Origin of the sequence: Halorubrum rutilum (genome assembly GCF_042665015.1) — an archaeon.
Taxonomy (GTDB): Archaea; Halobacteriota; Halobacteria; order Halobacteriales; family Haloferacaceae; genus Halorubrum; species Halorubrum rutilum.
In genome coordinates this window covers 330,126-356,972 of sequence record NZ_JBHTBL010000005.1, presented here as the reverse complement: position 1 = coordinate 356,972, position 26,847 = coordinate 330,126, and the positions used below count along the sequence as shown (strand labels likewise).

The 26,847-nt window shown below is 71.3% G+C and carries 23 protein-coding genes and 1 tRNA gene; 11 read left to right on the top strand and 13 right to left on the bottom strand.

The genetic code is table 11. The annotated features are described in order from the left end of the window. Positions 1-65: 65 nt before the first annotated feature. Positions 66-1,949, bottom strand: a complete 1,884-nt coding sequence (gatE, locus tag ACFQMF_RS08065; RefSeq protein WP_256409615.1) for a Glu-tRNA(Gln) amidotransferase subunit GatE — start codon at positions 1,947-1,949, stop codon at positions 66-68. Positions 1,950-2,478: 529 nt separating this feature from the next. Further along, positions 2,479-2,563, bottom strand: a tRNA-Leu gene (locus ACFQMF_RS08060). Between the two features lie 183 nt (positions 2,564-2,746). Here ACFQMF_RS08060 and ACFQMF_RS08055 point away from each other — a divergent pair. Then, entirely contained in the window at positions 2,747-3,307 is a 561-nt protein-coding gene (locus tag ACFQMF_RS08055) for a DUF420 domain-containing protein (protein ID WP_256409614.1), read from the top strand. Positions 3,308-3,406: 99 nt separating this feature from the next. After that, positions 3,407-3,919, top strand: a complete 513-nt coding sequence (locus ACFQMF_RS08050) for a metal-dependent hydrolase (protein WP_256409613.1) — start codon at positions 3,407-3,409, stop codon at positions 3,917-3,919. A gap of 57 nt (positions 3,920-3,976) precedes the next feature. On the opposite strand, the gene ACFQMF_RS08045 is transcribed toward ACFQMF_RS08050, so the two are convergent. The 5 genes from ACFQMF_RS08045 to ACFQMF_RS08025 form a co-directional block, all read right to left on the bottom strand. Next, positions 3,977-4,684 carry a halocyanin domain-containing protein gene (locus ACFQMF_RS08045; RefSeq protein ID WP_256409612.1) on the bottom strand — a complete coding sequence of 236 codons (708 nt, stop codon included), beginning with the start codon at positions 4,682-4,684 and terminating at the stop codon, positions 3,977-3,979. A gap of 154 nt (positions 4,685-4,838) precedes the next feature. Then, positions 4,839-6,338 (bottom strand): amidophosphoribosyltransferase, encoded by a 1,500-nt coding sequence (gene purF, locus ACFQMF_RS08040; protein ID WP_256409611.1) that lies wholly within the window; start codon positions 6,336-6,338, stop codon positions 4,839-4,841. A gap of 126 nt (positions 6,339-6,464) precedes the next feature. Further along, a complete protein-coding gene (locus ACFQMF_RS08035) occupies positions 6,465-6,848 on the bottom strand; it encodes a DUF5820 family protein (RefSeq protein ID WP_256409610.1) in 384 nt (127 codons plus the stop codon). A gap of 118 nt (positions 6,849-6,966) precedes the next feature. After that, complete coding sequence (gene rqcH, locus ACFQMF_RS08030) at positions 6,967-9,177, bottom strand: ribosome rescue protein RqcH (protein ID WP_256409609.1); 2,211 nt, start codon at positions 9,175-9,177, stop codon at positions 6,967-6,969. Positions 9,178-9,261: 84 nt separating this feature from the next. Then, positions 9,262-11,004 (bottom strand): tRNA uridine(34) 5-carboxymethylaminomethyl modification radical SAM/GNAT enzyme Elp3, encoded by a 1,743-nt coding sequence (locus ACFQMF_RS08025; RefSeq protein ID WP_256409608.1) that lies wholly within the window; start codon positions 11,002-11,004, stop codon positions 9,262-9,264. Between the two features lie 87 nt (positions 11,005-11,091). Here ACFQMF_RS08025 and ACFQMF_RS08020 point away from each other — a divergent pair, with 87 nt between their 5' ends. After that, positions 11,092-12,618, top strand: coding sequence for a DUF790 family protein (locus ACFQMF_RS08020; RefSeq protein ID WP_256409607.1), 1,527 nt, complete (start codon positions 11,092-11,094; stop codon positions 12,616-12,618). Positions 12,619-13,003: 385 nt separating this feature from the next. Here ACFQMF_RS08020 and ACFQMF_RS08015 read toward each other — a convergent pair whose 3' ends face one another. The 3 genes from ACFQMF_RS08015 to ACFQMF_RS08005 all read right to left on the bottom strand — a co-directional run bounded on the left by ACFQMF_RS08015 (position 13,004) and on the right by ACFQMF_RS08005 (position 15,636). Then, the gene (locus ACFQMF_RS08015; RefSeq protein ID WP_256409606.1) at positions 13,004-14,893 is read right to left on the bottom strand and encodes a rhomboid family intramembrane serine protease; all 1,890 of its coding nucleotides are present in this window, start codon (positions 14,891-14,893) and stop codon (positions 13,004-13,006) included. Between the two features lie 100 nt (positions 14,894-14,993). Beyond that, positions 14,994-15,272 carry a UPF0058 family protein gene (locus ACFQMF_RS08010; protein WP_092563640.1) on the bottom strand — a complete coding sequence of 93 codons (279 nt, stop codon included), beginning with the start codon at positions 15,270-15,272 and terminating at the stop codon, positions 14,994-14,996. 145 nt (positions 15,273-15,417) lie between these two features. After that, a complete protein-coding gene (locus ACFQMF_RS08005; protein WP_092563643.1) occupies positions 15,418-15,636 on the bottom strand; it encodes a DUF7120 family protein in 219 nt (72 codons plus the stop codon). A 240-nt stretch (positions 15,637-15,876) separates the two neighbouring features. Here ACFQMF_RS08005 and ACFQMF_RS08000 point away from each other — a divergent pair, with 240 nt between their 5' ends. Both ACFQMF_RS08000 and ACFQMF_RS07995 read left to right on the top strand, forming a co-directional pair. After that, positions 15,877-16,599: a sulfite oxidase-like oxidoreductase gene (locus ACFQMF_RS08000; protein WP_256409605.1), complete on the top strand. Its 723-nt coding sequence runs from the start codon at positions 15,877-15,879 to the stop codon at positions 16,597-16,599. Positions 16,600-16,667: 68 nt separating this feature from the next. After that, entirely contained in the window at positions 16,668-18,065 is a 1,398-nt protein-coding gene (locus ACFQMF_RS07995) for an isochorismate synthase (protein ID WP_256409604.1), read from the top strand. Between the two features lie 51 nt (positions 18,066-18,116). Here ACFQMF_RS07995 and ACFQMF_RS07990 read toward each other — a convergent pair whose 3' ends face one another. After that, complete coding sequence (locus ACFQMF_RS07990; RefSeq protein WP_256409603.1) at positions 18,117-18,857, bottom strand: proteasome assembly chaperone family protein; 741 nt, start codon at positions 18,855-18,857, stop codon at positions 18,117-18,119. Between the two features lie 97 nt (positions 18,858-18,954). On the opposite strand from ACFQMF_RS07990, the gene ACFQMF_RS07985 reads away from it, so the two are divergent. Together ACFQMF_RS07985 and ACFQMF_RS07980 are read left to right on the top strand one after the other, a co-directional pair. Continuing rightward, positions 18,955-19,902, top strand: coding sequence for an RsmB/NOP family class I SAM-dependent RNA methyltransferase (locus ACFQMF_RS07985; protein ID WP_256409602.1), 948 nt, complete (start codon positions 18,955-18,957; stop codon positions 19,900-19,902). Then, entirely contained in the window at positions 19,899-20,453 is a 555-nt protein-coding gene (locus ACFQMF_RS07980; protein WP_256409601.1) for a DUF7122 family protein, read from the top strand. Before ACFQMF_RS07985 ends, ACFQMF_RS07980 begins: the two co-directional genes overlap by 4 nt. A 416-nt stretch (positions 20,454-20,869) precedes the next feature. Here ACFQMF_RS07980 and ACFQMF_RS07975 read toward each other — a convergent pair whose 3' ends face one another. Together ACFQMF_RS07975 and ACFQMF_RS07970 are read right to left on the bottom strand one after the other, a co-directional pair. Continuing rightward, entirely contained in the window at positions 20,870-21,493 is a 624-nt protein-coding gene (locus tag ACFQMF_RS07975) for an METTL5 family protein (protein ID WP_256409600.1), read from the bottom strand. 3 nt (positions 21,494-21,496) lie between these two features. Continuing rightward, positions 21,497-21,898, bottom strand: a complete 402-nt coding sequence (locus ACFQMF_RS07970; protein ID WP_092563631.1) for a DUF7961 family protein — start codon at positions 21,896-21,898, stop codon at positions 21,497-21,499. A gap of 289 nt (positions 21,899-22,187) precedes the next feature. On the opposite strand from ACFQMF_RS07970, the gene ACFQMF_RS07965 reads away from it, so the two are divergent. The 4 genes from ACFQMF_RS07965 (at position 22,188) to ACFQMF_RS07950 (ending at position 26,839) form a co-directional block, all read left to right on the top strand. Then, a complete protein-coding gene (locus ACFQMF_RS07965; RefSeq protein WP_256409599.1) occupies positions 22,188-23,144 on the top strand; it encodes a transcription initiation factor IIB in 957 nt (318 codons plus the stop codon). 79 nt (positions 23,145-23,223) lie between these two features. Beyond that, positions 23,224-23,658 (top strand): universal stress protein, encoded by a 435-nt coding sequence (locus ACFQMF_RS07960; RefSeq protein WP_256409598.1) that lies wholly within the window; start codon positions 23,224-23,226, stop codon positions 23,656-23,658. 27 nt (positions 23,659-23,685) lie between these two features. Next, positions 23,686-25,629 (top strand): o-succinylbenzoate--CoA ligase, encoded by a 1,944-nt coding sequence (menE, locus tag ACFQMF_RS07955; RefSeq protein ID WP_256409597.1) that lies wholly within the window; start codon positions 23,686-23,688, stop codon positions 25,627-25,629. A 61-nt stretch (positions 25,630-25,690) separates the two neighbouring features. Continuing rightward, positions 25,691-26,839 carry an acyl-CoA dehydrogenase family protein gene (locus ACFQMF_RS07950; RefSeq protein ID WP_256409596.1) on the top strand — a complete coding sequence of 383 codons (1,149 nt, stop codon included), beginning with the start codon at positions 25,691-25,693 and terminating at the stop codon, positions 26,837-26,839. Positions 26,840-26,847: the final 8 nt, after the last annotated feature.

The following is a 26,847-nucleotide window of genomic DNA, read 5'->3' as shown; positions in this document are numbered from 1 at the left end:
GGATACGGGCCGGCGACAAGTAAGTGACGGGGACGACCGGGGGCGGAATGTGCGACCGTCGGGCGCTACGACCGCTCGGCGATCTCCTCGCGGAGCACGTCGGAGACGACCTCGCCGTCGGCCTTCCCGCGGAGCGCCCCCATGGCCTCGCCCATCAGGCCGGAGAACGCGCCCATCCCCTCGGCCTCGACTTGGTCGGCGTTGCGCTCGACGACCTCGACGACCGCCTCGCGCACCTCGGCCTCGCTCACGCCCGAGAGGCCCGCCTCCTCGACGGCCGCCGCGGCCGTGAGTTCGGGGTCCTCGGCGAGCGTCGCCAGCACCTCCGGCACCCCCTCCTTCGCGAGGTCGCCGTCCTCGACGAGCGCGAACAGGTCGAGGAAGTGGTCGTCCGTCAGGTTCTCGACGGGCGCGCCGTCCCGACGGATCTCCGTCGTCGTCGACTCCAGCGTCGACGCGGCGAAGGTGGGGTCGACGCCGCGGTCGACCGCGGTCTCGAACAGCGGGAAGCGCCGGCCGAACGCGACCTGCTCGGCGAGTCCGCGGTCGAGCCCGAACTCCTCGACGTAGCGGTCGGTCTTCTCGTCGAGGAGCTCCGGGCGGTCCACGTCGGACGGGTCGGGCTCGACCGGCGGTACGTCCGTCTCGGGGTACATCCGCGCGGCGCCCGGCAGCGGCCGGAGGTAGCGCGTGGTCCCGTCGTCGTTGGCGCCGCGGGTCTCCTCGGGGACGCCCTCGATCGCGGCGGCGGCGCGGTCGGCGGCGGCCTCGATCGCGAGGTCGGCCGTCTCCGGGTCGGCGGCGACGATGGCGACCGCGTCGCCCTCGCCCGCGCCGACCGCGTCGCGGAGGGCGTCGACCTCTTCGTCCGTCACGCCGTAGGCCGGCAGCTCGTCGGTGTGGAAGATCCCGCCCGCGCCGTGGCGCTTCGCGTGGTCGGAGAGCTCCGTGCCGAGCCGGCGGTCGGGCTGGATCTCGCGGCCGACGAGCCCGTCGAAGCCGAAGAGGGGGACCGCGGTGACCTTCCCGCCCGCGTCGAGCGCGCCCCGGATGACGCCCGACTCGGTGTCGGCGAAGACGTCGGTGACGTCCGCGACGTCGCCCACGCTCGCGTCGCGGTCGCGGAGTTCGTCGCGGATCGCCAGGAGTTCGGCCTGCCGCCCGACCTCGCCGCGGACGATCTCCTCGATCCCCCGGAGGTCCTGAACCCCCTTCACCTCGACGCGGGCGCCGTCGGCGATGGAGACGTTCACGTCCTGCCGGATCGTCCCGAGCCCGCGCTTGACCGCGCCCGTCGAGCGCAGCAGCATCCCGATCCGCTCGGCGGCCTCGCGGGCGCCCTCGGGGCTCCGGATGTCGGGGCCGGTCCCGATCTCGACGAGGGGGACGCCGAGGCGGTCGAGGGAGTAGACGACCCCGTCCTCCTTCTCCTCGACGCGCTTGGCCGACTCCTCCTCCAGCATGAGGTCGACGATCGACACCCGGCCCTCGCTCGTCTCGATCTCCCCGCTCTGGCCGAGCAGGATCGAGCGCTGGAAGCCGGAGGTGTTCGATCCGTCGATGACGAGCTTCCGCATCACGTGCGCCTGGTCGACGACCGACACGTCGAGCAGGTCGGCGATCTGCAGCGCCACGGAGAGGGCCTCGTCGTCGACGCGGCGCGGCGGCTCGTCGTCCTCCTCGACGAGGCAGGTGGTGTCGTACGCGAGGTAGGTGAACTCGCGGTCGACGCGGCTCTCCTCCACCGCGGCGTCGTCGAGCTCGCCCAGCTCGCTCTTCGTCGGGTGGAGCCGCCGGGTGATCGACCGGTCGGACTCCTCGGGGTCGCGCTCGACGGTGGGGGAGTCGCAGAACAGCTTCGTCTCCGTGTCGAGCTGCTGGTGGATCTCCAGCCCGGCGACGAGCCCCAGCTCCTCGTAGTCGTACTCGGGGGTCGCGTCCGTACTCATTACGCCACACTCCGGCGGCGCGCGACTAAAAGGGTGGCAGTTCGCGCGAGCGACGAGAATCGTGATTACTGAGAGTGCTCATAAATGACTGGGAGGTGGCGCGTGCCTGCGAGCGGCCGCCGCCGGTGGCCGCGAGACAGCACGCGCGAGGGAGTCGGCCGACCGGAGCGAAGCGGAGGGAGGCCGACGAGGCTGGGGAGGCGTGAGGTGCCGTGCTGTGCGGGGCGGGACTCAAAGGGGCAGCCGCGAAACCGCAGTAGGCGACGTAAGCACCGCAGCGAGCGTAGCGAGCGAGGAGCGCAACGAGCGTACTGCGGTTTCGCGGCTGGGGCTTTGGAGGTGTCCGCCGTCGATCCGCCAACAGCAATTTATGACCGAGCGGGTGGGGCTTTGGCGGTGCTCACGATGTCGCTAGTCGGTACCCACCACAGAGTAGCCACTCGGCGCGTAACGTTCGAAAGGAGTTGTGCGTGGGTGCTGTCGTAGAGACAACACCGTGCATCGGTGTGGCGGGTGTGCCGCCGAGCGATGCGTGGGACCGGATTTGAACCGGCGGACCTCTACAGGACAGCGCCCTCAACGCTGCGCCGTTGGCCTGGCTTGGCTACCCACGCTCGCGGTGTTCTGTCGCGTACTCACCTACCTTTCCCCTAATTAAAAGCCCTTCCATTCGGGAGTACCGTGCCGGGGTTTCGCAGACGGCCGGGCGGCGGAGCCGGCCGTGACTCGGCGACCGCGACCGGAACGCGCCGACCGCAACCGGCACGCGTTTGGGGGTCGCGTCCCACCTCACGAGCATGTCCGACTGGGCCCGCGAGAACGTCCCCGTCCTGACCGCCGTCGCCTCCGTCGCCGCGCTCGCCGTGGTGTTCGGTGCCGTCGGCGGCGCGATCCCGAGTTCCCTCCTGCCGCGCGCGAGCGACGCCGTCCTCGCCGCGATCCCGCACTTCAACGCCGCCGTCTCCGCGACCGCCATCGTCACCATCCTCCTCGGGTGGCGGGCGATCTCGCGCGGGAACGTCCAGCGGCACCGGAACTTCATGATCGCCTCGTTCGGCCTCTTTACCGCCTTCCTCGTCGCGTACCTCTACCGGCTCATCCACGTCGGGACGACGCCGTTTCCCGGTCCCGAGCCCGTCTACACGTACCTCTACCTCCCCTTCCTCGGGATCCACGTCCTGCTCGCGATCGCCTGTCTCCCGTTCGTCTTCCACGCGCTCCTGCTCGCCGCGACGCGCTCGCACGAGGAGCTGTACCACACCCGGCACGCGCAGGTCGGTCTCGTCGGCGCCGTCCTCTGGCTGATCTCGTTCACGATGGGGATCGGCGTGTACGTCATGCTGTACCACGCCTTCTGATCCGGGCGATCCGTCCGGCACCGATCGATCCGAATTCGGGCCCCCGACCGCCGAGATCGACGACGAAGGTTGAAGCCGTCGTCGCCCGTACGGGCCGCCGTGCTGTTCCCGACCCACCTCCTCGTCGCCGGCTGGATCGGGTGGCTGTCCGGCCGCCCCCGCGTCCGGGAGCGCCTCCCGGGGACGCCGACGCTCTCGGTCGGGTGGCTCGTCGTCGGCGCGACGCTGCCGGACGCCGTCGACAAGCCGCTCGGCGCGCTGGGCGTCGTCGACGTCTACCACTCCGTCGGCCACTCCGCGCTGCTCGCTCCCCTCGCGGTCGCCGTCGCCGCGCGGCACCGACGCGGGCTCGCGGCGGCGGTCGGCTGGGGATCCCACCTCGCGCTCGACACGCTCCATATCGTCGTGAACGGACGGGCCGAGAACGCGGTGTCGCTGCTGTGGCCGGTGCTCGAACAGCCCGAGCCCCTGGGCATCCCGCCGGGAGATTTCGCGGCCTTCTACGTCGGGACGCCGTCGTTTTACCTCGAAGCGGTGATCTGGACCGCGGCGGTCCTCGTCGGGTTGCGGTCGCGGTTCGGCGTCGGCGCGGACCGGCGGACCGACGGCTGACCCGCGGTCGGCGTCGGCGCGGACCGAGGGGTACGCCGCGGTCCGGTCGCGTTACCGTCAGTCGTTCGCCATCTGGTGGGCCGCGTAGAAGAGCGGGACGAGCAGCGCGCCGGCGAAGCCGAAGCCGAGCGCGAGCGCGCCGATGTCGCCCGCAGTGAGGGCGCGGCCGCCGCTCCCGCCGCCGTCCCCGCCGTCGCCGCCTCCACCGCTTCCGCCGTCTTCGCCGCCGCTTCCGCCGTCTCCGCCACCGCTCCCGCCGTCGCCGCCGTCCCCGCCGGCGTCCGGCTCGATGAGGTCGTCGTCGACGGAGCCGACCGCGACGGCCCCTTTCATTCCGGCCGCCCTGTGCGGCGTGCAGTAGTAGTTGAACGTGTCCCCGTCCCCGGCGTCCTCGAAGGTGTACTCGAAGGTGGTCCCCGCCTCGGAGACCGTCTCGCCGCTGTCGAACGTCTCGTCCTCGGCGACGACGTTGTGCGCGCCGCCCTCGCCGGTCCACTCCCAGACGACGGTCGTCCCGGGGTCGATCAGGATCGCCGCGGGGTCGAACCGGAGCCCGTTGACCGCGCCGACGCTGACCGTGACCTCGTCCCGCCCGGTGTAGTCGACGGTGCCCTCGTAGTTGTCGACGTCGTCCAGGTACCCGCCGTACTGGGCGGCCGCGGTCCCGGACCCGGCGGCGAGACCGGTCGCGACGGCGGCGCCGGCGGCGCCGGCCCTGAACAGCCCGCGGCGACTCATCGTCGCGTCGTCGGCGTCGGATGTCATACGCGTACCTCCCGGCGTGGGCGTATTTAAATTCCCGATTCCGGGCTCGCGTCGCGAGAACCCGAGACGGCGGGGCCGCCGGGGGCGTGGCGGCGGGGACGAAGGGGGTTCGCCGGCACCGGAGAACGGGTCCGACCGGCCGACGACGACCCGATCAGTCGTCCGCCGGCGTGGGGTCGGGCGCGGCGGTATCGAGGTCGCGGTCGGTCTCCTCGCCCTCGACGTCGAAGGGGTACTCCCCGGTGACGCAGCCGAGACAGAGGTCGGCGCGGCTCTCGCCGAGGGCCTCGGCGACGGCGTCGATCGAGAGGTACGAGAGGGAGTCGGCGCCGACCTGCTGGCGGATCTCCTCGGTGGAGGCGTCGGCGGCGATCAGCTCCTCGCGGGTCGCCATGTCGATCCCGAAGTAGCAGGGCGCGACGATCGCCGGCGCGCCGATCCGGAGGTGGACCTCCTCGGCGCCCGCCTCGCGGACGAGGTCGACGAGCTGGGTCGACGTCGTCCCCCGGACGATCGAGTCGTCGATGATGGTGACCGACTTCCCCTCGACGGTCGACCGGATGGGGTTGAGCTTCAGCCGGACCGCGCGCTCGCGCTCGTCCTGCGTCGGCATGATGAACGTCCGACCGACGTAGCGGTTCTTCATCAGCCCCTCGGCGAACTCGATGCCGGCGTCCCCCTCCGGGCGGGGCTCCCCGTCCGCGGTCGTCTCGCCGGCCGCGTCGGCGTAGCCGGAGGCGAACGCGCGCCCGGAGTCGGGGACTGGCATCACCACGTCCGACTCGGTGCCGGACTCCGCCCAGAGCTTGCGACCGAGCTTGCGCCGCACCTCGTAGACGAGGTTCTCGTCGATGACCGAGTCGGGGCGCGCGAAGTAGACGTGCTCGAAGAAGCAGTGCGCGGTCGACTCGCGCTCGACGAGCTGGTACGTGTCGTAGCCGCTCCCGTCGGGGTCGAGGACGACCAGCTCGCCCGGGCGCACGTCCCGGATCAGCTCTCCGTCGAGGGTGTCGATGGCGGCCGACTCGCTGGCGAGGACGTAGCCGCCGTCGATCTTCCCGAGACAGAGGGGGCGGTTCCCGAGCGGGTCGCGCACGCCAAGCACCGTGTCGTCGTGGGTGATCGCTAGCGAGTAGGAGCCGTGGATGCGGTTCATCGTGTGTTTGACGGCGCGCACGAGGTCCTCTTCGAGGAGGTTGCGCGCGAGGTCGTGGGCGATCACCTCGGTGTCGCCGTCGGAGGTGAACGCGTGGCCCGCCGCCGCGAGCTCCTCGCGCACCTCGTCGGCGTTGACGAGGTTCCCGTTGTGCGAGAGCCCGAGCGAGCCGGACTTGAACGAGACGGAGAACGGCTGCGCGCAGCTCTTGTCGAGGCTGCCGGCGGTCGGGTACCGGACGTGGCCGATACCGGTCCCGCCGGACAGCGACGCCAGGTCCCCCTCCTCGAACGCGTCGCCGACGAGCCCCCGCTCGACGTGGCTGTGCTGTTGGAACCCGTCGTGCGTGACGATCCCCGCGGACTCCTGTCCCCGGTGTTGGAGCGCGTACAGCGCGTAGTACAGCGGCCGCGCGGCCTCGCGGTCAGCGAGCGAGACGCCGACGACGCCGCACTTCTCTCGCGGCCCGTCAGCGGTGTGGTCCCCACCGGCGTTCATGTACGCGAGGGTGAGGCGGGAGGCGATAAAAATCCTCGTGTTCGTGGTGCGATCGGGATTTATGACAGAATATATATCCACGAACGCGGATCGAACCGGGCGACCCCGCCGGTCGCTCCGTCTCGTTCACTTCCGCTCGATCAGCCCGTCCAACCGCTCGAAGTACGCCTCTCTCGGCACCTGGTAGGCCGCCCGGTAGTCCACGTCGCCGGCGGCGAACCGCGTCGCGACGTCGACGGCGGCGGCCGCGCCGGCCTCGCGGCTCTCGCGCGTCTCCGAGACCGCCTCGACCTCGGGCTCCAAGAAGAGGACGACGTGCCACTCGTCGGTCGCGTACTGACCGGATCCGGGGCGGGCGTTGCGCGCGCCGTTCGTCAGGTAGATCGTCGGGAGACACTCGGCCGGCAGGTCGTCGCCGTCGAACACGTCGGGCCGGTAGACGAGGATGGCGCGACCGCTCGGCTCCTCGTTCCACACGCGCCAGCCGTCCGGCAGCGCCTCGAAGCTCATGGGCGGAGTCGGGGGCGGAGGCTTGAAAGGGTCGCGCTCCGGCGGAGGCGCCGGGGCGTTTCCACCCGCCGTCCGCCCTCGGCGATCCTCGACCGCTCAGGCGACCTTCGGTCGGTCTTCAGTCGACGATGTCGGAGCCGCCCGGCGGGAGGAACTCCTGAAGTTGATCCGCGCTCGCCACCCTCCGGACGAACGACTGGTCCGCGAACCGCTCTTTCAGCTCTCGGTACACCATCATCGCGGCGTCGTTCTGTGCGTACATCCCCGGCTCCACCGTGATCGACGTCGCCGCGCGGTCGACGATCGCGGACGGCGGGCCGCCGATGGCCCGCGTCACGGGCTCGCACTGCACGCCCACCGCGATCCGGCAGGGCACGTCCTCGAAGTAGGTGCGGTCGCCGCGGATCACGAAGCTCCCCTTCTCGATGTACTCGCCGCTCTCGGGCGTCTTCGACACCTGGTCCGGCTCGACCATGTACGCGTCGCCCGCGCCGCGGCCGTCCTTCCAGTCCGAGGAGTAGGAGACGGCGAACTGCGCGGCCTCTCGGAGCGTCTCCTCGGCGAAGTCGACCGGATCGGCCGACTCCGAGGGCCCGGCGGCCTTCAGGAGCGTCACCGGCCCCCCGTGCGCCTGCGTGTGGAAGAACCGGTCGTGTTTCCCCATGTACTTCTTCACCAGCTCCTCGTTCTGGTCGGCGTTGCGCCCGCCGATGACGAGGTAGCCGGACGAGGTGTGGAACCACCGGAAGCGGTCGTACCAGTCGTCGGGGCTCCGGACCGGGATCGAGGAGCGCGAGAGCCAGTCCGTCTCGTACGCCTCGTCTCCGTCGTCCTCGCCGTCGCCCGCCTCGCCCTCGCCGTCTCCGTCGTCGGCCGCCCGCTTCGCCTCCCACTCGGCCTTGCGCTCCCTGACCGCCTCCAGCTCCGTCCGGGTCGACTCGATCGCCTCCATCGCGCCCTCCTTCTTCCCCTCGATGCGCTTGGCCTCCTGATACAGCCGGTCTGCGTTGACCTCCACGCCCGCGCTCGCGTCGAGTTCGACGCGGACCGAGTCGCCGTCTCCGTCGCTCTCGCCGTCCTCGTCGCCCTCGCGGTCGAGCGCGACCGTCACGGTCCCCTCGCCGCCGTCGACGTCGACGACGGCCTCCGCGGCTGGGATCCCGCGCTCGGCGCCCGCGTCGAGCGTCTCCGCGATCTCGTCCCACGGGACCTCGTCCGCTCTGGCGTCCTGCACCGTCGAGAGCACCTCGTCGACGAGGTCGTAGTTCGCGTACAGCAGCTCGGCGCGCTCGCGCTCCGCCTCGGCCTGCTCCTCGAACCCCTCGATCGCCCCCTTCTGCTGTTCGATGATCCGCTCCTGTTTGGCGATCTCCTCCTCGAAGTCGGGACGGGAGGCGCTCGCGTCCGACGGGGCCTCGCCCGCCTCGCTGTCGTCGCGGTCGAGCCGGTGGAAGTAGTCGTCGACGGCGGCGTTGAACGAGTCGAAGCCGACGCTCGGCAGCCCCTCGTGCTCGGAGAGCGGGAAGGGCGTGACGTCGACCACCCGCGGCTCGCGGTCGTCCGCCTCGCTCTCGGACAGCTCCTCCTCGTACACGCGGGGGTCGATGTCGCCGGACCGGAGCCGGTCGCCGATCCGTTCGAGCGCCTCGTGGAGCGCGCGGAGTTGGTCGTCGGTCGCCTCCTCGATCGGCGTCTCCTTCGGGACGCCGGCGCGGGTACACACCTCCTCGGCGTAGAGGCCGCCGAGGTTGAGCTGCGTGGCGAGGGTGCGCACCACGTCGCTGTCGGAGTCGCGCATGTGCCGCTCGAACCCGCCGAGGCTCACGTCGAGGGGGTTGAGCCGCGAGGCGGGGTACTCGTACTGCGCGCCGGGCGCGACCGTCCGGGACTTGAGCCGGACCGTCGACAGCGACCCGACGACCTCACCGGTCTCGTCCAGCGCGGCGACGTTGCCCTGGCCGAACAGCTCGGCGACGAGCGTCGTGTTCTCGTCCTCGCGCTCGAACTCGAAGGTGAGGATCCGGTCGAACTCGTACTGCTCGACCCCCGCGAAGTCGGCGCCCGACATCCGGTTTCTGAGCATCTTCGCGAAGTTCGGCGGGCGACCGGGCGCGTCCGCGACGTGGTCGGCGTCCGCGACGTGGGCGCGCTTGACGTCGCCCACCTCGATCATGAGCTCGACGCGGCCGCGGTCGAAGTCGCGGAGCTTCAGCCGGAGCAGGTCGTCGTCGTAGAGGTACGCCTTGTCGACCTTCGCGCCCTCGTACCGATTGAGCTCGGTGACGAGGGCCGCGAGGTCGATGCTCGACAGCTCCCGCTTCTGGTCCATACGCGAACGAGAGCGTCGGCCCGGAAAAAGGCGTGTCGTTGTGGGGACGGGCGGCCGAGCGGTCGCGTCCCGGGACCGGGCCGGCTACAGCCGCTTCGAGACGTACGGTCCGTCCTGGTGGTAGCCGAGCTTGTTCCGGTAGTACTCCCGGGCGCCGATCCCGGAGATGACGGCCAGCTTTCGGTAGCCGGCATCGCGGGCGATCGCTTCGGCGCGTTCGAGCAGTCTCCGCCCGTACCCCTGGTGTTGCCAGTCGCCGTCGCCGCCGATGGCGACCTCGCTGCCGTACACGTGGAGCTCGCGGATCAGCGCGGCGTCCGCCAGCTCGCGGCGGACCGCGTCGTCCTCGGTGCCCGGCGCCCCCGGCTGGTCGGGGGCGAACGAGGGGAACCGGAGGCGACAGAAGCCGACGAGCAGGTCGCGGACGGGGTCCTCGAAGGAGATGAAGTGTTCCGTCCCGCCGCCGGCCTCGTAGGTCAGCACGTCGAGCTCCACGTCGTCCGGGTCCGGATCCGCGTCGTTGTGGCCGACCTCCCGGGCGCGGATGTCGCGCTGGACGATCCCCTTCTCCTCGGCCCGCTGATCGGCGAGCTGCCGGAGGTTCGACTTCCAGACGCCGCCCTCGATGAAGTCGGCGGGGATGTCTCGCTGGACGCGCTGGAGCCGGGTGTACTTCGGGATCCGGTCCATCGCCTCGGCGACGACGTCGGCCGCCTCCTCGTTCGAGAGCGGCTCGAAGTCGTCGCGGCGCCACCGGTCGTATACCCGGGTCCCCTCGACGACGAGGGTCGGGTAGATCTTGAGGTAGTCGGGGCGCCAGTCCGGGTTCTCGAACAGCTGGCGGAAGTCCTCGACGCACATCTCCCGCGTCATCCCCGGCTGGCCCGGCATCATGTGAAAGCCGACCTTGAACGCGGCGTCGCGCAGTCGGCGGTTGGCGTTCCGGGAGGCCTCGTTGCCGTGGCCGCGGTGCATCTCGCGGTTGATCCGCTCGTAGGTGGTCTGGACGCCGACCTCGACCTTCGTCCCCCCCAGGTCGAGCATGCGGTCGATCTGCTCGGGGTCGCACCAGTCCGGCTTCGTCTCGAAGGTGGTCCCGATGTTGCGGATGGCGTTCGTCTCGTTGTCCGCGATCACGTCTTCGAGGTACTCGAACTCGCTCGCCTCGGGGTCGGGCGCGAACGACTCCTCCTCGGCCGGCTCCGGCTCCTTGTCGAGGTCGTAGTCGTTCATCGCCTGTAAGGCGCGCTTGACGAACCACTCCTGGTAGTCGTGCGAACGCGCCGTCATCGTCCCGCCCATCAGGATGAGCTCCACCTTGTCGACCGGGTGGCCGATCTTCCGGAGCTGTTCGAGCCGGAGCGTGACCTGCCCGTACGGGTCGTAGTCGTTCTGCTCGCCGCGGGCCGCGGCGGGCTCGTGGCCCGTGTACGACTGCGCCGAGGAGAACTCGGAGGCCGGCCCGCCGGGGCAGTAGAGGCACTTCCCGTGCGGGCAGAGCTTCGGCGACGTCATGATCGCGACCGGCGAGACGCCGGACGCGGTCCGGACCGGCTTCCGCCGGACGACCTCGATCACGTCGTCGCGGGCCTCCGGGGGCGCGTGGTCCAGTATCTCGGTGTTCTTCGGGACCTTCGGCGAGGAGAACTCCGAGCAGGCGTCGAGTTTGGCGGACTCCAGGTCGTCGCGGTCGATCTCCCCCGCGAGGATCCGGTCGACGAGGTGTTCGCAGGTCCGGACGAACGCCTCGGGCTCGTCGCTGCCGGAACTCTCCCCTCCGCCGCCGTCACCGGCAGCGTCCGCGTCACTCGCCGCGTCGGTACTCATTACGCTCCGATCGACGGGTTCCGGAGTTAAGCGTGTCGCACCGGGAGAACCCGCCGGTTTTAGGCCGGCGCTCGCGTAGTCGTCGCCGTGCTACGCAAGGACCTCCTGCGCGTCTCGCGGGCCGGCGGGGGCTACCGCCCGCGGTTCACGGGCCGCGAGCACCGGCCGCTCGCCGCGACGGTCCTCGGGACCTTCGAGTCCCGCGTCGGGGAGCGCCGCGGCGACCTCGACGACGCGCTGGCGGCGCTGGAGGCCGACGCCGCGGAATCCGGCGGCGACTTCAAGCTCGTCCGCGGGCTCGCCGCCCTCGTCGAGCGCGAGTGCGCCTTCGAGACGCGCGCGCCGGTCCCGCCGCGTCGCGTCCGGCGGGCCGCGTTCGAGGCCGCGGAGACGGTCGGCGTCGCGAGCGAGGCGGAGCGCGAGGCCGCCGTCGACCGCGCCGCCGACGCGCTCGGGATCGAGTCCGAGGCGGTCGAGGCGTCGCTGTACGCCGACCGCGACGTCAACGAGGTCCTCGTCGACGCCGACGTGCGGTGGGACCCGGACGCGCTCTTGGAGCAGTACGACCTCTCGCTCGCACAGACCGCCCTCTTCGACGCCACCGAGGTCCGTGTGCGGTCGAACGACCCGAAGCGGCTCGTCTCCGCCGTCAAGCGCCTGCGCCTGATGTACGAGCTGGAGAGGACCCTCGAGGGCCGCGAGCTGGTCGTCACCGGCCCCGACGCCCTGTTCTCGCGCACCCGTCGCTACGGGACCGCGTTCGCGCGGCTGCTCCGCACCGTCGCGGAGTCCGCGGAGTGGGAGCTCGCGGCGACGATCGACGACCGCGGCCGCGAGCGCACCATGCGCCTCTCCGACGGCGACGTGACCGTGCCGGGCGTCGAGCCGGTCGCGGAGCCCGACTTCGACAGCGGGGTCGAGGCCGACTTCGCCGGCCGGTTCCGCGGGCTCGACCTCGACTGGACACTCGTCCGCGAGCCGGAACCGCTCGAAACCGGGACGCGGGTGATGATCCCCGACTTCGCGTTCGACTACGCCCACGCCGACTTCCGGCTGTTCTTCGAGGTGATGGGCTTCTGGACGCCCGACTACGTCGAAAAGAAGCTCTCCCAGCTCGCGGACGTGGAGGACGTGGACCTGCTGGTCGCCGTCGACGAGAGCCTCGGCGTCGGCGAGGAGATCGCCGCGCGCGACCACCGCGTCGTCACCTACTCCGGGACGGTGCGGGTGAAGGACGTCGTCGACGTGCTCCGCGAGTACGAGGCCGAGTTCGTCGCGGACGCGGCCGCCGACCTCCCGGACGCCCTCTCGCCCGACGTCGACGCGATCGGGCTGGACGACCTCGCGGCCGAGCGCGGCGTGAGCGTCGAGGCGATCGAGGGCAAGGCGTTCCCCGACCACGAGCGGATCGGTCGGACGCTCGTTCGGCCCGCGGTACTGGAAGCGGTCGACGCCGAAATCGAGGCCGGGACGGCGCTCTCGGCGGCCGAGTCGGTCCTCGACGACTACGGTATCGACGACGCGAGCGCCGCGCTCTCGCGGCTCGGCTACCGCGTCGAGTGGGAGGGGCTCGGCGGCGGGACCGTCCGGGAGAAACCGGAGGAGAGTGTTTAAACCGATGCGGTGGCGCGTGTCTCCGAGTGGCCGCCGAAGGCGGCCGCGAGGGGCACGCGCGAGGGAGTCGCGGCCGTTTAAAGACGGCCGCGACGAGGCTGGGGAGGTGTGAGGCGCGGTCGCTGTGCGGGCGGGACTCGAAGGGGCAGTCGCGAGTCCCGCGAGTGAAACGACCGGAAGCACGGAAGTCGCAGCCCGTGCAGCGGAGCGAGCGGGAGCGACGTTCGGCGGTCCTCGCGACTGGGGCTTTGGCCGCGTTCACCGACGATCCGGCGTCGATCCCGTATCGCCGAGCGGCCGGGGCTTCGGAGATGACCTTCGCGTCGCCGACCGGTTCCGACGGAACGCCGTCTGATGGAGCGACGTTCGACGGGGCAACGCCGTCTCACTGCCGGCCCTCGTACCGCTCTCGCGTCGCGATCCGCACCCGCGTCTCTCCGCGCTCCGCGAAGACGGCGTCCGCCTCGCGGACGAACGCGACCCCCTGAAGGGCCACCGACTCGTTCGCCGCTGGGAGCCCGGCCCGCGCGGTCTCGCCCCCGTGAGCGACGCGAAGTTCGAATCCGCCCTCGACCGCCGCGACGGTCACGTTTCGCCCGTCGATCCGCGGCTCCGCCCGCGCCGGTTCGCTCGTGAACAGCGTCGAGCGCGTCTCGTTCCGGACCGCGTCGACCCGGTACGTCGGGCCCCCGTTCGCCGCCACCCACCCCACGCGATGGACCCAGACGGTCTCGCGCCAGCCGGTCCCGCCCAGGTCGACGGCGCGGTACCCCCAGAAGGCGAGGTTCCCGCGCGAGACCGCCGTCGTCCAGATCTCCCGGTCCGGGTTCGTCACGATCACCCCCGAGGTGTTGACGCTCGTCGACCGGCCGAACGCCTCGACGTCGACGGCGCTCACGGCCCGGTTCTCGACGTTCTCCGCGTACGTCAGCCGGTAGCCGTCGACCTCGATCGGGTCGCCGGGCAGGTCGCCGTCGTCGACGGCGACGAGGTTCGGGACCACGCCCGGCCCGGCGACGACCGCCAGCGCCGAGGCGAGCAGCAGCAGCCCGACCGCGGCCGGCGTGGCGGACCGGACGGCCCCCCGGACCGTGTCGGGCTCCGGGACGGCCAGATCGGGACGTAGCGGCTCGTCTCGCCCCGCGACCGCGAGGGCGACGATCGCCGCGAGGACCGCGAGCAGGCCGACCCCGAGCGCCCGGTACAGCTCGTACCGCTGGTTCCCGAGGTACCAGTACACCGCCCAGAGCCGGCGCGACGCGCCGAAGAGGAGGACGGCGCCGAACGCGACGAGGGCGGTCGTCCGCGAGTCGCCGGCCGATGCCAACGTCCGCGACCCCTCGGCCGCCGCGTCGGCGCGGCCCTCGCTCCCGCGTCGCCGCCGGACGAGCCAGGCCGCGGCGAGGATCCCGGCGATGAGTCCGAGCGCGTGGCCCTGGATCGCGACGTTCGCCCACCCCGGCGGGCCGTAGGACCCGCTCGCCTCGGCGGTGACGACCGGGTTCCGGAGGGTCTCGTAGGCGACGTCGACGAGCGTCGCGCCCGTGAGCGCCGCGATCGTCCCGACCGGGTGGAAGACCAGGGCGAACCCCCACAGCGCGAAGACGACCCCCGAGAACCCGATCACCGGTCCGAGCGCGAACAGCGCGGAGACGACGCCGAACACCGCCATCGCGCCGGGCACGACGACGAACGCGCGAACGCCCGGGTTCGCGGCGAGCGAGCCCAGGTCCGGCCGCGACGCGACCGTCGAGAGCGACGCGCGCGTCGAACGTCCGACCCGTCCGAGTCCGAGCGCGCCGAGCCCCTTCGAGCGGAGCCGTCGCACCGACGCGCGCGACGGGAGCACCGATCGGAGCGTCCCGGTCTCGTCGTCGACCTCGCGGCCGCCGGGGAAGTGGCCGTACGCGTACTCGGCGATCCCGCCCGCGACGAGCGCCGAGAGGAGGTTCCCCGTGAGGTGGCCCCGGCTCGCGTGCGCGAAGCTCGACCAGAGGATCCCCTCCGGGTAGAGGTACGACCACGAGCGGAACGGGATCACGACGGGCCGGTCGGGGGTCCCCAGCCCGCTCTGCACGAAGAGGTACACCCCGGTCACGCCCGCGACGGCGACGAGCGTTCCCCACGGGACCCCGAGCAGGAAGCGCGAGCGGAGCGCGCGGGTCCACGCGCCGCTCGGTCGGTCCGTCTGATACACGACGGCGAGCGCCACGGCGACGAGCGCGCCGCCGACGGCGAGGTGGGCGGCGTCGGACGTCAGCGCCTCCGCGACCATGTGAGGAAGGGAGCGGTCGGTCACATATCAATCCGCGGGTCGGGGGTGACGTCGCGTCCGGAGCGGACGAGGGGGTCGAGAGGTGACGGAAACGGGGGTCTCAGATCTTGTTCTCGGCGTCGTCCGCGAGCTCCTCCATGCGCTTACCGACGCGACCGGCGGGAGAGAACTCGTCCTCGCTCATCGCGTTCGCCAGCGCGTTGCCGAGCACGAACACGGCGTGTTTGTGCTCGCTCTTCGACTTGTGGACGTGCGAGGGGTCGACCTCGAGCTCGTCGTACGGGTCGAACAGCGAGCCGTCCACGGTCTCGTGCGAGCGGAAGTGCTCCATGATCGTCACCATCTGTTCGTGGAGTTCGAGGAGCTCGTCCTTGTGCATACCGCGTGATACGGGTCGTAGACCCTTTAAGCGTTGTTGAGGGGCATACGCACGGGTCGAGAGGGAGACCGACTCGAAAAGGGCCGTCAGCGAATCGCGGTCGACGCGGGACGGGCGGCGACGGCGAACCGCGGCGGCGGCCCGCTCAGAACACGTACTCGTCTTCGTGGCCCATCATGCCCTCGTCCTCGAATCCGCCGGAGTCCTCCTCGTCGTCTCGCGGACCGCTCGTCTTGAACGCCTTTATCCCCGTCGACAGGAGCTCTTCGACCGCCTCCTCGCGGTTGAGGAACTCTCCCTGCTCGACCATCTGAGCGATCTGCATCTCCAGATGCTCCGGCACGGTTATCTCTACTCGTGGCATTTCCTGCCCGGGAGTAATGGCAATGGGTATATAAATGTGGCGTCGCCGATACCGATATTTGAAATCTCACAGCGGTGTTTCAGAAACTCTCCTTTCGATCGATCGAATCTTATCTCTACTATATAAAATATATTATTGGTAACCGACACGTTTCGCCGAACCGAATCCGTTCCCCCGCTACCGGCGTCATCGGGGCCGGAGAGCGATACGCATAGGTGACCCCGAACCGTATCGGGGTTCATGACCGGATCCGGCGCCCCGAACGCCGCGGGCGAGACCGACGGTACCGCCGAAGGCGACGCCGACGCCGAGGGCGACACCGATATCGAGGGCGATACCGACATCGAGGGCGACACCGACATCGAGGGCGATTTCCAGGACCTCACGGGGCTCTACCGCGAGTACGGCGACGACCGACTCCCCCCTGGCCAGCGGGAGACCGACCGCTTCCCGGTGCTCTCGAAGGGCGGGACGCCCTCGGTAGAGCCCGAGACGTTCGCCTTCGAGGTCTGGGGCGCCGTCGACGAGCCGCTCGCGTACTCGCTGTCCGAGTTCCGCGAGCTCCCGGCCGTCACGCAGCGACAGGACTTCCACTGCGTGACGGGCTGGAGCAGGTTCGACTGCGCGTTCACCGGCGTCGAGTTCGGCGAGGTCGCCGACCGCGCCGGGATCGGCGACGACGTCGAGCACGTCCTCTTCCACGCGCTCGACGGCTACACCACGAACCTCCCGCTCGACGAGTGCACCCGCGAGGGCGTCCTGTTCGCGTACGGCCTCGACGGCGACGACCTCCCGGCGGACCACGGGGGACCGATCCGGGTCGTCACCCCGCACAAGTACGCGTACAAGGGGGCCAAGTGGGTCTCGGGCGTGGAGTTCCTCACGGAGAAGGAGCTCGGCTACTGGGAGAAGCGCGGCTACAGCGACTCCGCGAACCCGTGGAACGAGGAGCGGTACGGCTGACGGTCGGCCGTCCGCGTCGCCCCCCGCGATAGTCAGGGTAAAGGGGCCGCGGCACCGAACGAGGGGTAATGGAACGGGCGCGCTCGACGTCGGCTCCGCCCCTCGTCAGCCGCACGACCGCGGTCGACGCGCCCCCCTTCGCGGCCGCGTTCGACGCCCTCTCGGCGCCTCGCACGACGTGGAGCGCGCCGGACGACGCCCTCGTGCTCGGGAGCGGCGCGGCCGCGACGCTGACCGCGAGCGGCCCGGAGCGGTTCGCCGAGATCCGGACCGCGGCCGACGACCTGTTCGACGCCGGCGACGTCCACGCTGGGACCGAGGCCGCTCGCCCCCGGCTGTTCGGCGGTTTCGCCTTCCACGAGGGGGCCTGCGACGGCGACCCCTGGGGGCCCTTCCCGGAGGCGCGCTTCGTGCTCCCGCGGGTCCAGCTCACGTTCGCGGACAACGGGACCTGGCTCACGGTGAACGCCGCCGGGCCGGACGCCGCGGTCGAGGCGGTCGAGGCCCGGCTCGCCGAGGAGGCGGAGCGACTCGCCGCGGTCGACGGCGGCGACGCGGGCGTCCCGCCGCGGCCCGGTATCACCGAGGCCCGTCGGACCACGGGCCGCGAGGCGTGGCGCGAGAGCGTCGAGGCCGCGGTCGGCCGGATCCGCGGCGGCGAGCTGCGGAAGGTCGTCCTGGCGCAGGCGCTGGAGGCGGACCTGGCGTCCGAGTTCCCCCGCGCGGCGACGCTGGAGCGGCTCGCGGGCAAGTACGCCGACTGCCACCGCTACTGCTTCGAGCCGGACGGGGGCGGGAGCGCCTTCTTCGGCGCGACGCCGGAGCGGCTGGTCTCGCTGCGCGGGCGGACCGTCGAGACCGACGCGCTCGCGGGGACCACGGGACGGGGCGAGACCCCGACGGAGGACGAGTGGCTCGCGCAGGAGCTGCTCGAAGACGCCAAGAACGTCCACGAACACCGGCTCGTCGCCGACACCGTCCGCGATCAGCTGGAGCCGTTCGCGGCCTCGGTCTCCGCCGGCGAGCGCCGCGTCCGTCGGCTCGCGACCGTCCAGCACCTCCACACGCCGATCACGGCCGAGCTCAGCGACGACCGGCACGTGCTCGAACTCGTCGAGGCGCTCCATCCCACCCCCGCCGTCGGCGGGCTTCCGCCGGACCGCGCCCTGGAGACGATCCACGAGACGGAGCCGTTCGACCGCGGCTGGTACGCCGCGCCGGTGGGCTGGATCGACGCCGCGGGCAACGGCGCCTTCGCGGTCGCGATCCGCTCGGCCGTCGCGACGCCCCGGCGGGCCACCCTCTTCGCCGGGGTCGGGCTCGTCGCCGACTCCGACCCCGACCGCGAGTGGGACGAGGTCCAGCTCAAGTACCGCCCGATCCTCGACGAGTTGGAGACGGGCGGGGTCGGGACCGGGTCGAGCGCCGCGGCCGGGGACGAGTCGTCCGTCGCGGACGACGACTGACGGACCGCCGTCGCGGACGACGATCAAGGGGTCGGGCGGAGCGGCCGTCGCCTACTGGAACATCTTCAGCGGCTCGGCCTGCGAGCTCTCCTCGGTGGCCTGCTGCATCCGCTCGGCGAAGGCCCGCTTCGCCTCCCGGATCTCCTCGGCCTGTTCGACGAGCCCGTCGGTGGTCGTCTCGGTCCCCGCGATCGGGTCGATCCCGCTCCTGATGAGGACGCGCGCGGCCTCCGGATCGGGGAACTGCGGGTCCGACTCGACGACGAGGCCGACGGCGTCGCGGCCGCGCTCCAGCGACTCCGCGAGCATCGCGCCCGTCGGCCCGGAGACGAGGCCGGCCTCGGGCGGGTCCTCGACGTCGGCGCGGTCGAGCCGATCGCCGCCGTCGCCGGTCGCGACGCCGTAGATCGCCGGCGGCGCCTCTCCCTTCTCCTGACCGAGCCCGGAGAGGAACACCGGGAACGTCGCCGTCTCCGCGAACCAGCTCTCCAGGCAGCCGGCGACCTCGGTCGCGGCGCCGGGCTTCACCGGGACGTCGCTCCGGAGCGCGACGAGGTCGTTCTCCGCGTCGGCGTACAGCCGCACGGGCGTCGTCAGTGCCCGGTTCGCCTCGCGGTAGACGGCCACCCGCGGGAGCCCGTCGCAGTGGACGTTCGCGTAGTGGTCCATCCCGTGCGCCTCGATCATGTGGTCGGTCGCGATCTTGCCGACGAGTCCGACCCCGGGGAACCCCTCTACCAGCGTCGGCTCGTCCAGCGAGACGTCGTCGTCGACGACGGAGATGCGTGCCATGGCTCCGCCTACTCGGGGCGGCGACCTAAAGGTGGGGCGCCGGGCGGCGGCGCGGGAGTCCCGAAACCGTCTAACGGCCCGCCGCGAAAGGAGGGGCATGAACCCGCTCGACCGATACGAGCCGCTCGTCGACGACGTCGACGCGTTCCGGGCGGCGTGCGACCGCTCCCTCCCCTCGGTCGTGCGCACGAACCGGCTCGCGGCCTCGCCCGCTCGCGTCCGCGAGGCCTTCGACGAGGAGGGCGTGGACCACGAGCCGGTGGCGTGGCACGACGGTCTCTTTCGACTCCCGGACGGGAACCCCGGCGGCAACTGGCCGTACGTCCACGGCTGGACCCACGGCCAGGAGGAGGTGTCGGTGTTGCCGGGGCTCGCCTTGGACCCCCGCCCCGGCGAGCGCGTCTGGGACGCCTGCGCGGCGCCCGGCAGCAAGACGACGCAGATCGCCGACGCGATGGACGACGAGGGCACCCTCGTCGCCAACGACAACAACCTCGGGCGGCTCTCCGCGCTCCGGCACAACGCGGAGCGCCTCGGGATCACGAACGCGATTGTCACGAACCAGGACGCCCGCAACTTCTCGACCAAGCCGCTCGCGTTCGACGAGTTCGACCGCGCCCTCGTCGACGCCCCCTGCTCGTGCGAGGGCACCTGCCGAAAGAACCCGGACGTCGTCGACCAGTGGACCCTCGACCACGTCCACGCGGTCGCCGGGATCCAGAAGGGGGTCCTGGCGCGCGCGGTGCAGGCGACCCGGCCCGGCGGGACCGTCGTCTACTCCACCTGCACGTTCGCGCCGGAGGAGAACGAGGCGGTGCTCGACCACGTGCTCGGCGCGGAGGACTGCGAGCTGGTCGCGTTCGACCTCCCGCTCGACACGGTCCCCGGCGTGACCGAGTGGGACGGCGAGGCGTTCGACGAGTCGGTGACGCGCGCGCACCGCGTCTACCCGCACCACAACGACACGGGCGGGTTCTTCTGCGCGAAGCTGCGCGTGGGCGGGGAGGGTGACGAGAGCGCGAGCGACGGCGAGGTGGCCGCGTGAGCGACGACGCCGCCGCAGATGCCGCCGACGCCGCCCCCGCCAACGACGGGCAGCGGTTCGACCGACTGCCGGAGACCCCCGGGGACCGCGAAGTCGAGGGGCGCGCGAGCCGCGCGGAGGTCCTCGACTGGTGGGAGGAACGGTTCGGGGTCGACGGGGCGGTGTTCGCGGGGTACAGCTTCTGGGAGAAGGGCGCCGGGAAGGTCTGGATCTTCAACGGCGAGGCGACCGACCCAAGCGGGGTCGAGGCGATCGGGATGACCTTCCTCCGGACGCGACAGGAGCACTGGAAGCCGACGAGCCGGGCCGTCTCGCGGTTCGGCCGTCACGCGACGAGGAACGTCATCGAGCTCGACCCCGAGCAGGCTGTGACCTTCGTGGCCGGCGAGGACCAGGACCTCCCCGAGTGGGACGGGGACTGGGGATACCTGATCGCGACTCACGAGGTCGTCGGCGAGTCGGTGCCGATCGGCGTGGGGCTCTACCTCTACGACGAGTTGCGCTCCGTGGTCCCGAAGGGAAGTCGGGCGGACCTACCCGTCGTGGAGTGACGGACCGCTCTGTTGCTTATAGCTGCTCGACGCTGAGCCGGCGGTGAACGCCGCCGAGGCCACGGCCGCTCACTGACACATCGCCGCCGATGCGGTGAACACTTCCACAGCCTCGGCCGCTCAGTAATAGATGGCCGGTCGCGTATCGACGGGGCACGCCTTCGAACCACCGGCAATTCGTGTGTGAACGGCCGCCGGCGGCCCCCCGAAGGACACCGCCGATGCCCCAGTCGCGAGGACCGCCGAACGTCGCTCCCGCTCGCTCACTGCGTTCGCCGCGCGGGCTGCGACTTTCGTGCTCCCGCTCGCTCCCGTCGGTCGCTCACGAGACCGCGGCCTCACGCCTCTCCGGCCTCGCGGTTCGCGCTCTCCGAGCGCTCACCGCATCTCTGTCCGTGTGTTCCCGATACCCTTCGTCACACCCACTCGATCCGGTAGACCTCGGCGTCGATCTCCTCGGACTCCTCGGTGTGGTGGTCGAACTGCGCGTCGACCGCGAAGTCGGCGGCGAACGCGTGGGTCACCTCGCCGCCGTTGTCGGCCGCGAACGCCTCCACGAACGCCTCGCTGCCGGCGTTGTGGACCGAGTAGGAGACGGCCGCGACGCGGCTCGCCGTCGCCAGGAATCCGCGGTCGGCGTTCCGACTCCCGTCTCGCGCGCCGAACGGCGGGTTCATCACGACCGTCACGGGGTCCGGAACGTCGAGCGGGAGCCGCGTCGCGTCGGCTTGGATCCAGTGGACGGGCGCGCTCGCGGCCACTCGACGCTGATTGGCCGTCGCGGTGGTCAGCGCGTCGCGGTCGAGCTCGACGCCGAAGACGCGGGCGGGGCCGCGGAGGGCGGCGGCGAGCGCGAGCATCCCGGTTCCGGTGCCGAGGTCGAAGACGGTGCGGCCGTCGACGTCGCCGTGGAGGTCCGCGAGGTGGACGACGTGCGCGGCCAGGTCCGGCGGGGTGGGGTACTGTTCGAGCGCGAGGCTCGGCTCGTCGAACCCGGTGACGACGCCGAGCTTCGTCGCGAGCGAGCGCTTCGACGCCATCCGTCAGGCCGCCGTCGCGTCGCCGCCGGCCCGGACGAGTTCGACGCCCTCGCGGCGGGCGCGCTCGGCCAGCGCCGACAGCGCCGGCTCCGCGGCCGCCGGGTCCGAGACCTCGTCGACGCGGACCTCGATCCGGCCGGCGCCGAGGAACGACGCGGCGCGGACGAACTCGCGGAGCCGGTCGGCCTCGCGCTGGGTCGCGAGCGTGTCCTCGCAGTCGAAGCACGCCTCGACCGACAGCGTCGCCGGCTGGTAGCCGCGGGCCGAGAGCTCGGCCTTGAGGTCGCGGAGGTGCTCGGGCGCGGTGCTGTCGAGGTCGTCGGCGTCGATGACGATCGGGTCGATCTCGGCGGGGCGACAGCCGCGAAGCGTCCCCTCTATCGCGTCGGACTGCGTCGTGCTCATGGCGAGTAATATGTAATAGTTATACAAAAGTCTTTGTAAATGCTCAGTAATAATTATTTCTCGGCGACCGAGGCGCAAATGTGACCCTCCGCGGCGGTCACGTTTCGTATCCGAGGCCCGGCGGCGACGACGGCCGAGGGCGCGGAATCGACCGCGACCCGTCAGCGCGGACGGCCGTTTCAACGCCGGCTGTTCGGTTCGACGGCGGTTACGGCGAAACGGTGGGCGGCGGCGCCCTGCGCCGATCCGGGACAAAGGTTTAAATGCGGCAGTGACCAGAAACCTTATAATGGAACGTCCGAGCCGCCAGCGTCAACAAGAGCGGAACACCGAGCGAGAGTCGGACGAGACGGAGACGCTCTCCTGCCCGGAGTGCGACTCGGAAGAGATCGTCACGGACGCCGACCAAGAGCTCGTGTGCGAGGACTGCGGCCTGGTGTTGGACGAGCGCAACATCGACCGCGGCCCGGAGTGGCGGGCGTTCAACCACTCGGAGCGGCAGTCGAAGTCGCGGGTCGGCGCCCCGATCACCGAGACGATGCACGACAAGGGGCTGACGACGACGATCGACTGGAAGGACAAGGACGCGTACGGCCGGTCGCTCTCCTCGGAGAAGCGGTCGCAGATGCACCGGCTGCGCAAGTGGCAGGAGCGGATCCGGACGAAGGACGCGGGCGAGCGGAACCTCCAGTTCGCGCTCTCGGAGATCGACCGGATGGCCTCGGCGCTCGGCGTGCCCCGCTCGGTACGGGAGGTCGCCTCCGTCATCTACCGACGCGCGCTCAACGAGGACCTGATCCGCGGGCGCTCCATCGAGGGCGTCTCCACCGCCGCGCTCTACGCCGCCTGCCGCCAGGAGGGGATCCCCCGCAGCCTCGACGAGGTCGCCGACGTCTCGCGGGTCCCGCAGAAGGAGATCGGCCGGACGTACCGCTACATCTCCCAGGAGCTCGGCCTGGAGCTGAAACCCGTCGATCCGAAGCAGTTCGTCCCGCGGTTCGCCTCGTCGCTGGAGCTCTCCGAGGAGGTGCAGTCGAAGGCGACGGAGATCATCGACGTCTCGGCCGAGCAGGGGCTCCTCTCCGGGAAGTCCCCGACCGGCTTCGCGGCCGCCGCCATCTACGCGGCCTCGCTGCTCTGTAACGAGAAGAAGACCCAGCGCGAGGTCGCCGACGTCGCGCAGGTCACCGAGGTCACCATCCGCAACCGGTACCAGGAGCAGATCGAGGCGATGGGGTTCCGATAGCGCCGTCGTCGTGCGGTTTTTCGAACGATACCGCTCGTGATCGGGTTTTTAATCCGTACCGAGCGTAGCGGGCCACGTAATGTACTCGCAGATCCTCGTTCCGACCGACGGCAGTCCCGCGTCGGACGCCGCGATCGAACACGCGATCGATCTCGCCGGGCGGTACGACGCCACGCTCCACGCGCTGTACGTCGTCGACGGCGCGGCGTACTCGACGCTCGAAGCCGGCGCCGAGGTCGTCGTCGACGCCCTCGAATCCGAGGGGAAGGAGGCCACGCGACGCGTCGCGGGCGCCGCCGAGCGCGCCGGCGTCGACTGCGAGACGACGGTCGCCAGCGGGACCGCCTACCGCTCGATCCGCGACTACGTCGACGAGCACGCGATCGACATGGTCGTGATGGGGACGCACGGTCGGAAGGGGCTCGACCGGTACCTCCTCGGCAGCGTCACCGAGCGCGTCGTCCGGACCTCGGACGTGCCGGTCCTCACCGTCCGACACGCCGACGATGAGTGAGACGCCGCCGCGCGGGAGGTGACGCCCGTGCGAGACTGGCTCGCCCACCGGGTCGCGGCCTCGCCGGACGACGAGGCGCTCGTCCGCGCGGAGGACGGCGAGGCGTGGACGTACACCGACCTCGACCGCCTCGTCTCGGAGACGGCCGGCCGCCTCGTCGCTCACGGGGTCGAGGCGGGCGACAGGCTCGGCGTGCTCACCCCGCCGTACGTCGGGACCGTCGGACTGGTCCACGCGGCGATGCGGATCGGGGCGACCTTCGTCCCGCTCGGGCAGGAGCTCACGCCGAGGGAGCTCTCGGAGCGGATCGAGCGCGCCGACCTCTCGGCGGTCGTCTGCGCGGAGCCCACCGAGGACGACGCGCTGGCGGCCGTCGACGGGATCGACGACACGCCCCTGTTCTCCGTCGACGACCCGGCCGACGCGACCGTCACCGCCGTCCACGACGTCGAGCCGGCGTCGGTCGAGCCCCCCGAGTGGGAGTTCGACGACCACCTCTGCATCCTCTTCACCTCCGGCACGACTGGGACCCCCAAGCCGGTCCCGCTCACCGCGGGCAACGTGTACAGCTCCGCCGTCGCCTCCGCGTTCCGGCTCGGGGTCGACCCCGGCGACCGCTGGCTCGTCTCGCTCGCGCTCCACCACATGGGCGGGCTCGCGCCCGTCTACCGCTCCGCGCTCTACGGGACGACGCTCGTGCTCCGGGAGGGGTTCGACGCCGGCGGCACCGCCGACGACATCGACGCGTACGACGTGACCGGCGTCTCGCTCGTGCCGACGATGCTCAAGCGGATGCTCGACAGCCGCGGCACGCTCTCTGACACGCTCCGCGTGGTCCTGCTCGGCGGCGCGCCGGCGCCGGACGAGCTGCTGGAGCGCTGCCGCGACTACTCGATCCCGGTGTACCCGACCTACGGCATGACCGAGTCCGCCTCGCAGATCGCGACCGCGACGCCCCGACAGACGCGGGGCCGGCTCGGCACCGTCGGTCGGCCCCTCTTCGGCACCGACGTGACGGTCGTCGACGAGGACGGCGCGGCGGTCGAAGCCGGCGAGACGGGCGAGATCGTCGTGGACGGCCCGACGGTGACGCCGGGGTACCTGGAGCGTCCGCCGGCCCCCGACGAGGACGAGTCCGCCGCCGAGCTCGACCGCTCCGCGTTCGGTCCGCACGGGCTCCACACCGGCGACGTGGGACGGATCGACGAGGACGGCTACCTCTACGTGCTCAACCGGCTCGACGACCGGATCATCACCGGCGGACAGAACGTCGAGCCCGGCGAGGTCGCCGACGTGCTCGGGCGGTTCCCCGCGGTCGAGGCGGTCACCGTCGTCGGCCTCGACGACGAGACGTGGGGCGAGCGGGTCGCCGCGCTGCTCGCGGTCGAGGACGGGGACGAACCGCTGGACGAGGCGGCGCTCGACTCCTTCGCCCGGGAGCGGCTCAGCGGGTTCAAGATCCCCAAGACGGTCGCGGTCGTCGACGAGCTCCCCCGGACCGTCTCGGGCACCGTCGACCGGGCGGCCGCGCGGGAGATGCTCCGGGAGCGGGGGCACGCCCTGAACGGGAGCTCGGAGCCCGAGCTGGAGACGGCCGGGTTCAGGCCCGCCGACCCGGCCGAGCCGCCGGACGGCGGAATCGAGGGAGAAATCGATGCCCGGGAGGGTGACGGGGGCGGAGAGGACGGCGGAGAGGGGGAGGGCGACGCGGCCGATCGCGAGCCCGTCGACATCGCCGACGCCGAGGCGGTCGCGAGCGCGAGCGATCCGACCGGAGCGGGCGATTCGACCGGAGAGGAAACGGACGACTCGGCCGGGGAGGGGTCAGAGAGCGACATCGATGTCGACGAGGACGGAGACGGAATCGGCGAGGCCGACGCCGGGGACGGCGACGAGACCGACACCGAGGAGACGGAGGCTAACACCGAGGAGACGGAGGCTAACACCGAGGAGACGGAGGCCGACGAGTAAACGCTCCCGTCATTCCTCGTTGTTTCACGAACGTTTTGGTCGCGGGGGCCGCGGATCGGGCATGGATCTACTCGACGACGGCGTCGTGCCGGAGCGCGCGCGCGACGTGAAGGCCGAGGCCCGGGAGTTCGCGGACGAGCACATCGCGCCGAACGCGGCGGCGTACTACGACTCGGGCGAGTACCCGTGGGAGGTGCTGGAGGCGGGGATGGACGCCGGGCTCGTCGCGCAGGACATCGGCGAGGAGTACGGCGGGAGGGGGTTCGACCTCGCGCAGGTGCTCGCGGTCGCGGAGGAGTTCTACCGCGCCGACGCCGGCATCGCGCTCACGCTCCAGCTCGCGAGCTTCGGCGCCGAGATGGTCGAGCAGTACGGCACCGACGAACAGAAGGAGGAGTACCTGCGGCCGGTCGCCGAAAACGACCAGATATCGGGGCTCGCCGTCTCGGAGCCCGAGACCGGCTCCGACCTCGCGGGGATGACGACGAAAGCGGAGAAGGTGGAAGGCGGCTACGAGCTCACCGGCGAGAAGTACTGGGTCGGCAACGCGGTCGAGGCCGACTGGCTCACCGTCTACGCCAAGACCGGCGAGAGCGACGACCGCTACTCCAACTACACGCTGTTCATCGTCGAGACCGACTCGGACGGGTACGAGGCCGAGCACATCCCGGAGAAGATGGGCATGCGCGCCTCCAAGCAGGGCCACATCGTCTTCGACGACTGCTTCGTCCCCGAGGAGAACGTCGTCGGCAGCGAGGGCGGGGGCTTCTACGTACTCGCGGACTTCTTCAACCACGGTCGGGTGATCGTCGGGGGCCACGGCCTCGGGCTCGCGGCCGCCGCCATCGAGGAGGCCGAGGAGTTCGTCCACGACCGCAACGCCTTCGGCCGCACGGTCAACGAGTTCCAGGCGGTCCAGCACACCCTCTCGGACATGCGGATCGGCTTCGAGTCGGCGCGGGCGCTCAACTGGCGCGCCTGCGAGAAGGTCGCGAACGGCGAGGACGCCGGCTACTGGGCGGCCCTCGCGAAGACGAAGTCGACCGAGGTCGCCGCCGACTGCGCCGAGAAGGGGATGAAGCTCCATGGCGGCCGCTCGATCCTGACCGACCGCCGGATCGCCCGCGTCTACCGCGACGTGCGCATCCCGGTGATCTACGAGGGCGCCAACGACATCCAGCGGAACCTGATCTACCGGCAGTCACGGTAGGGCGGCGG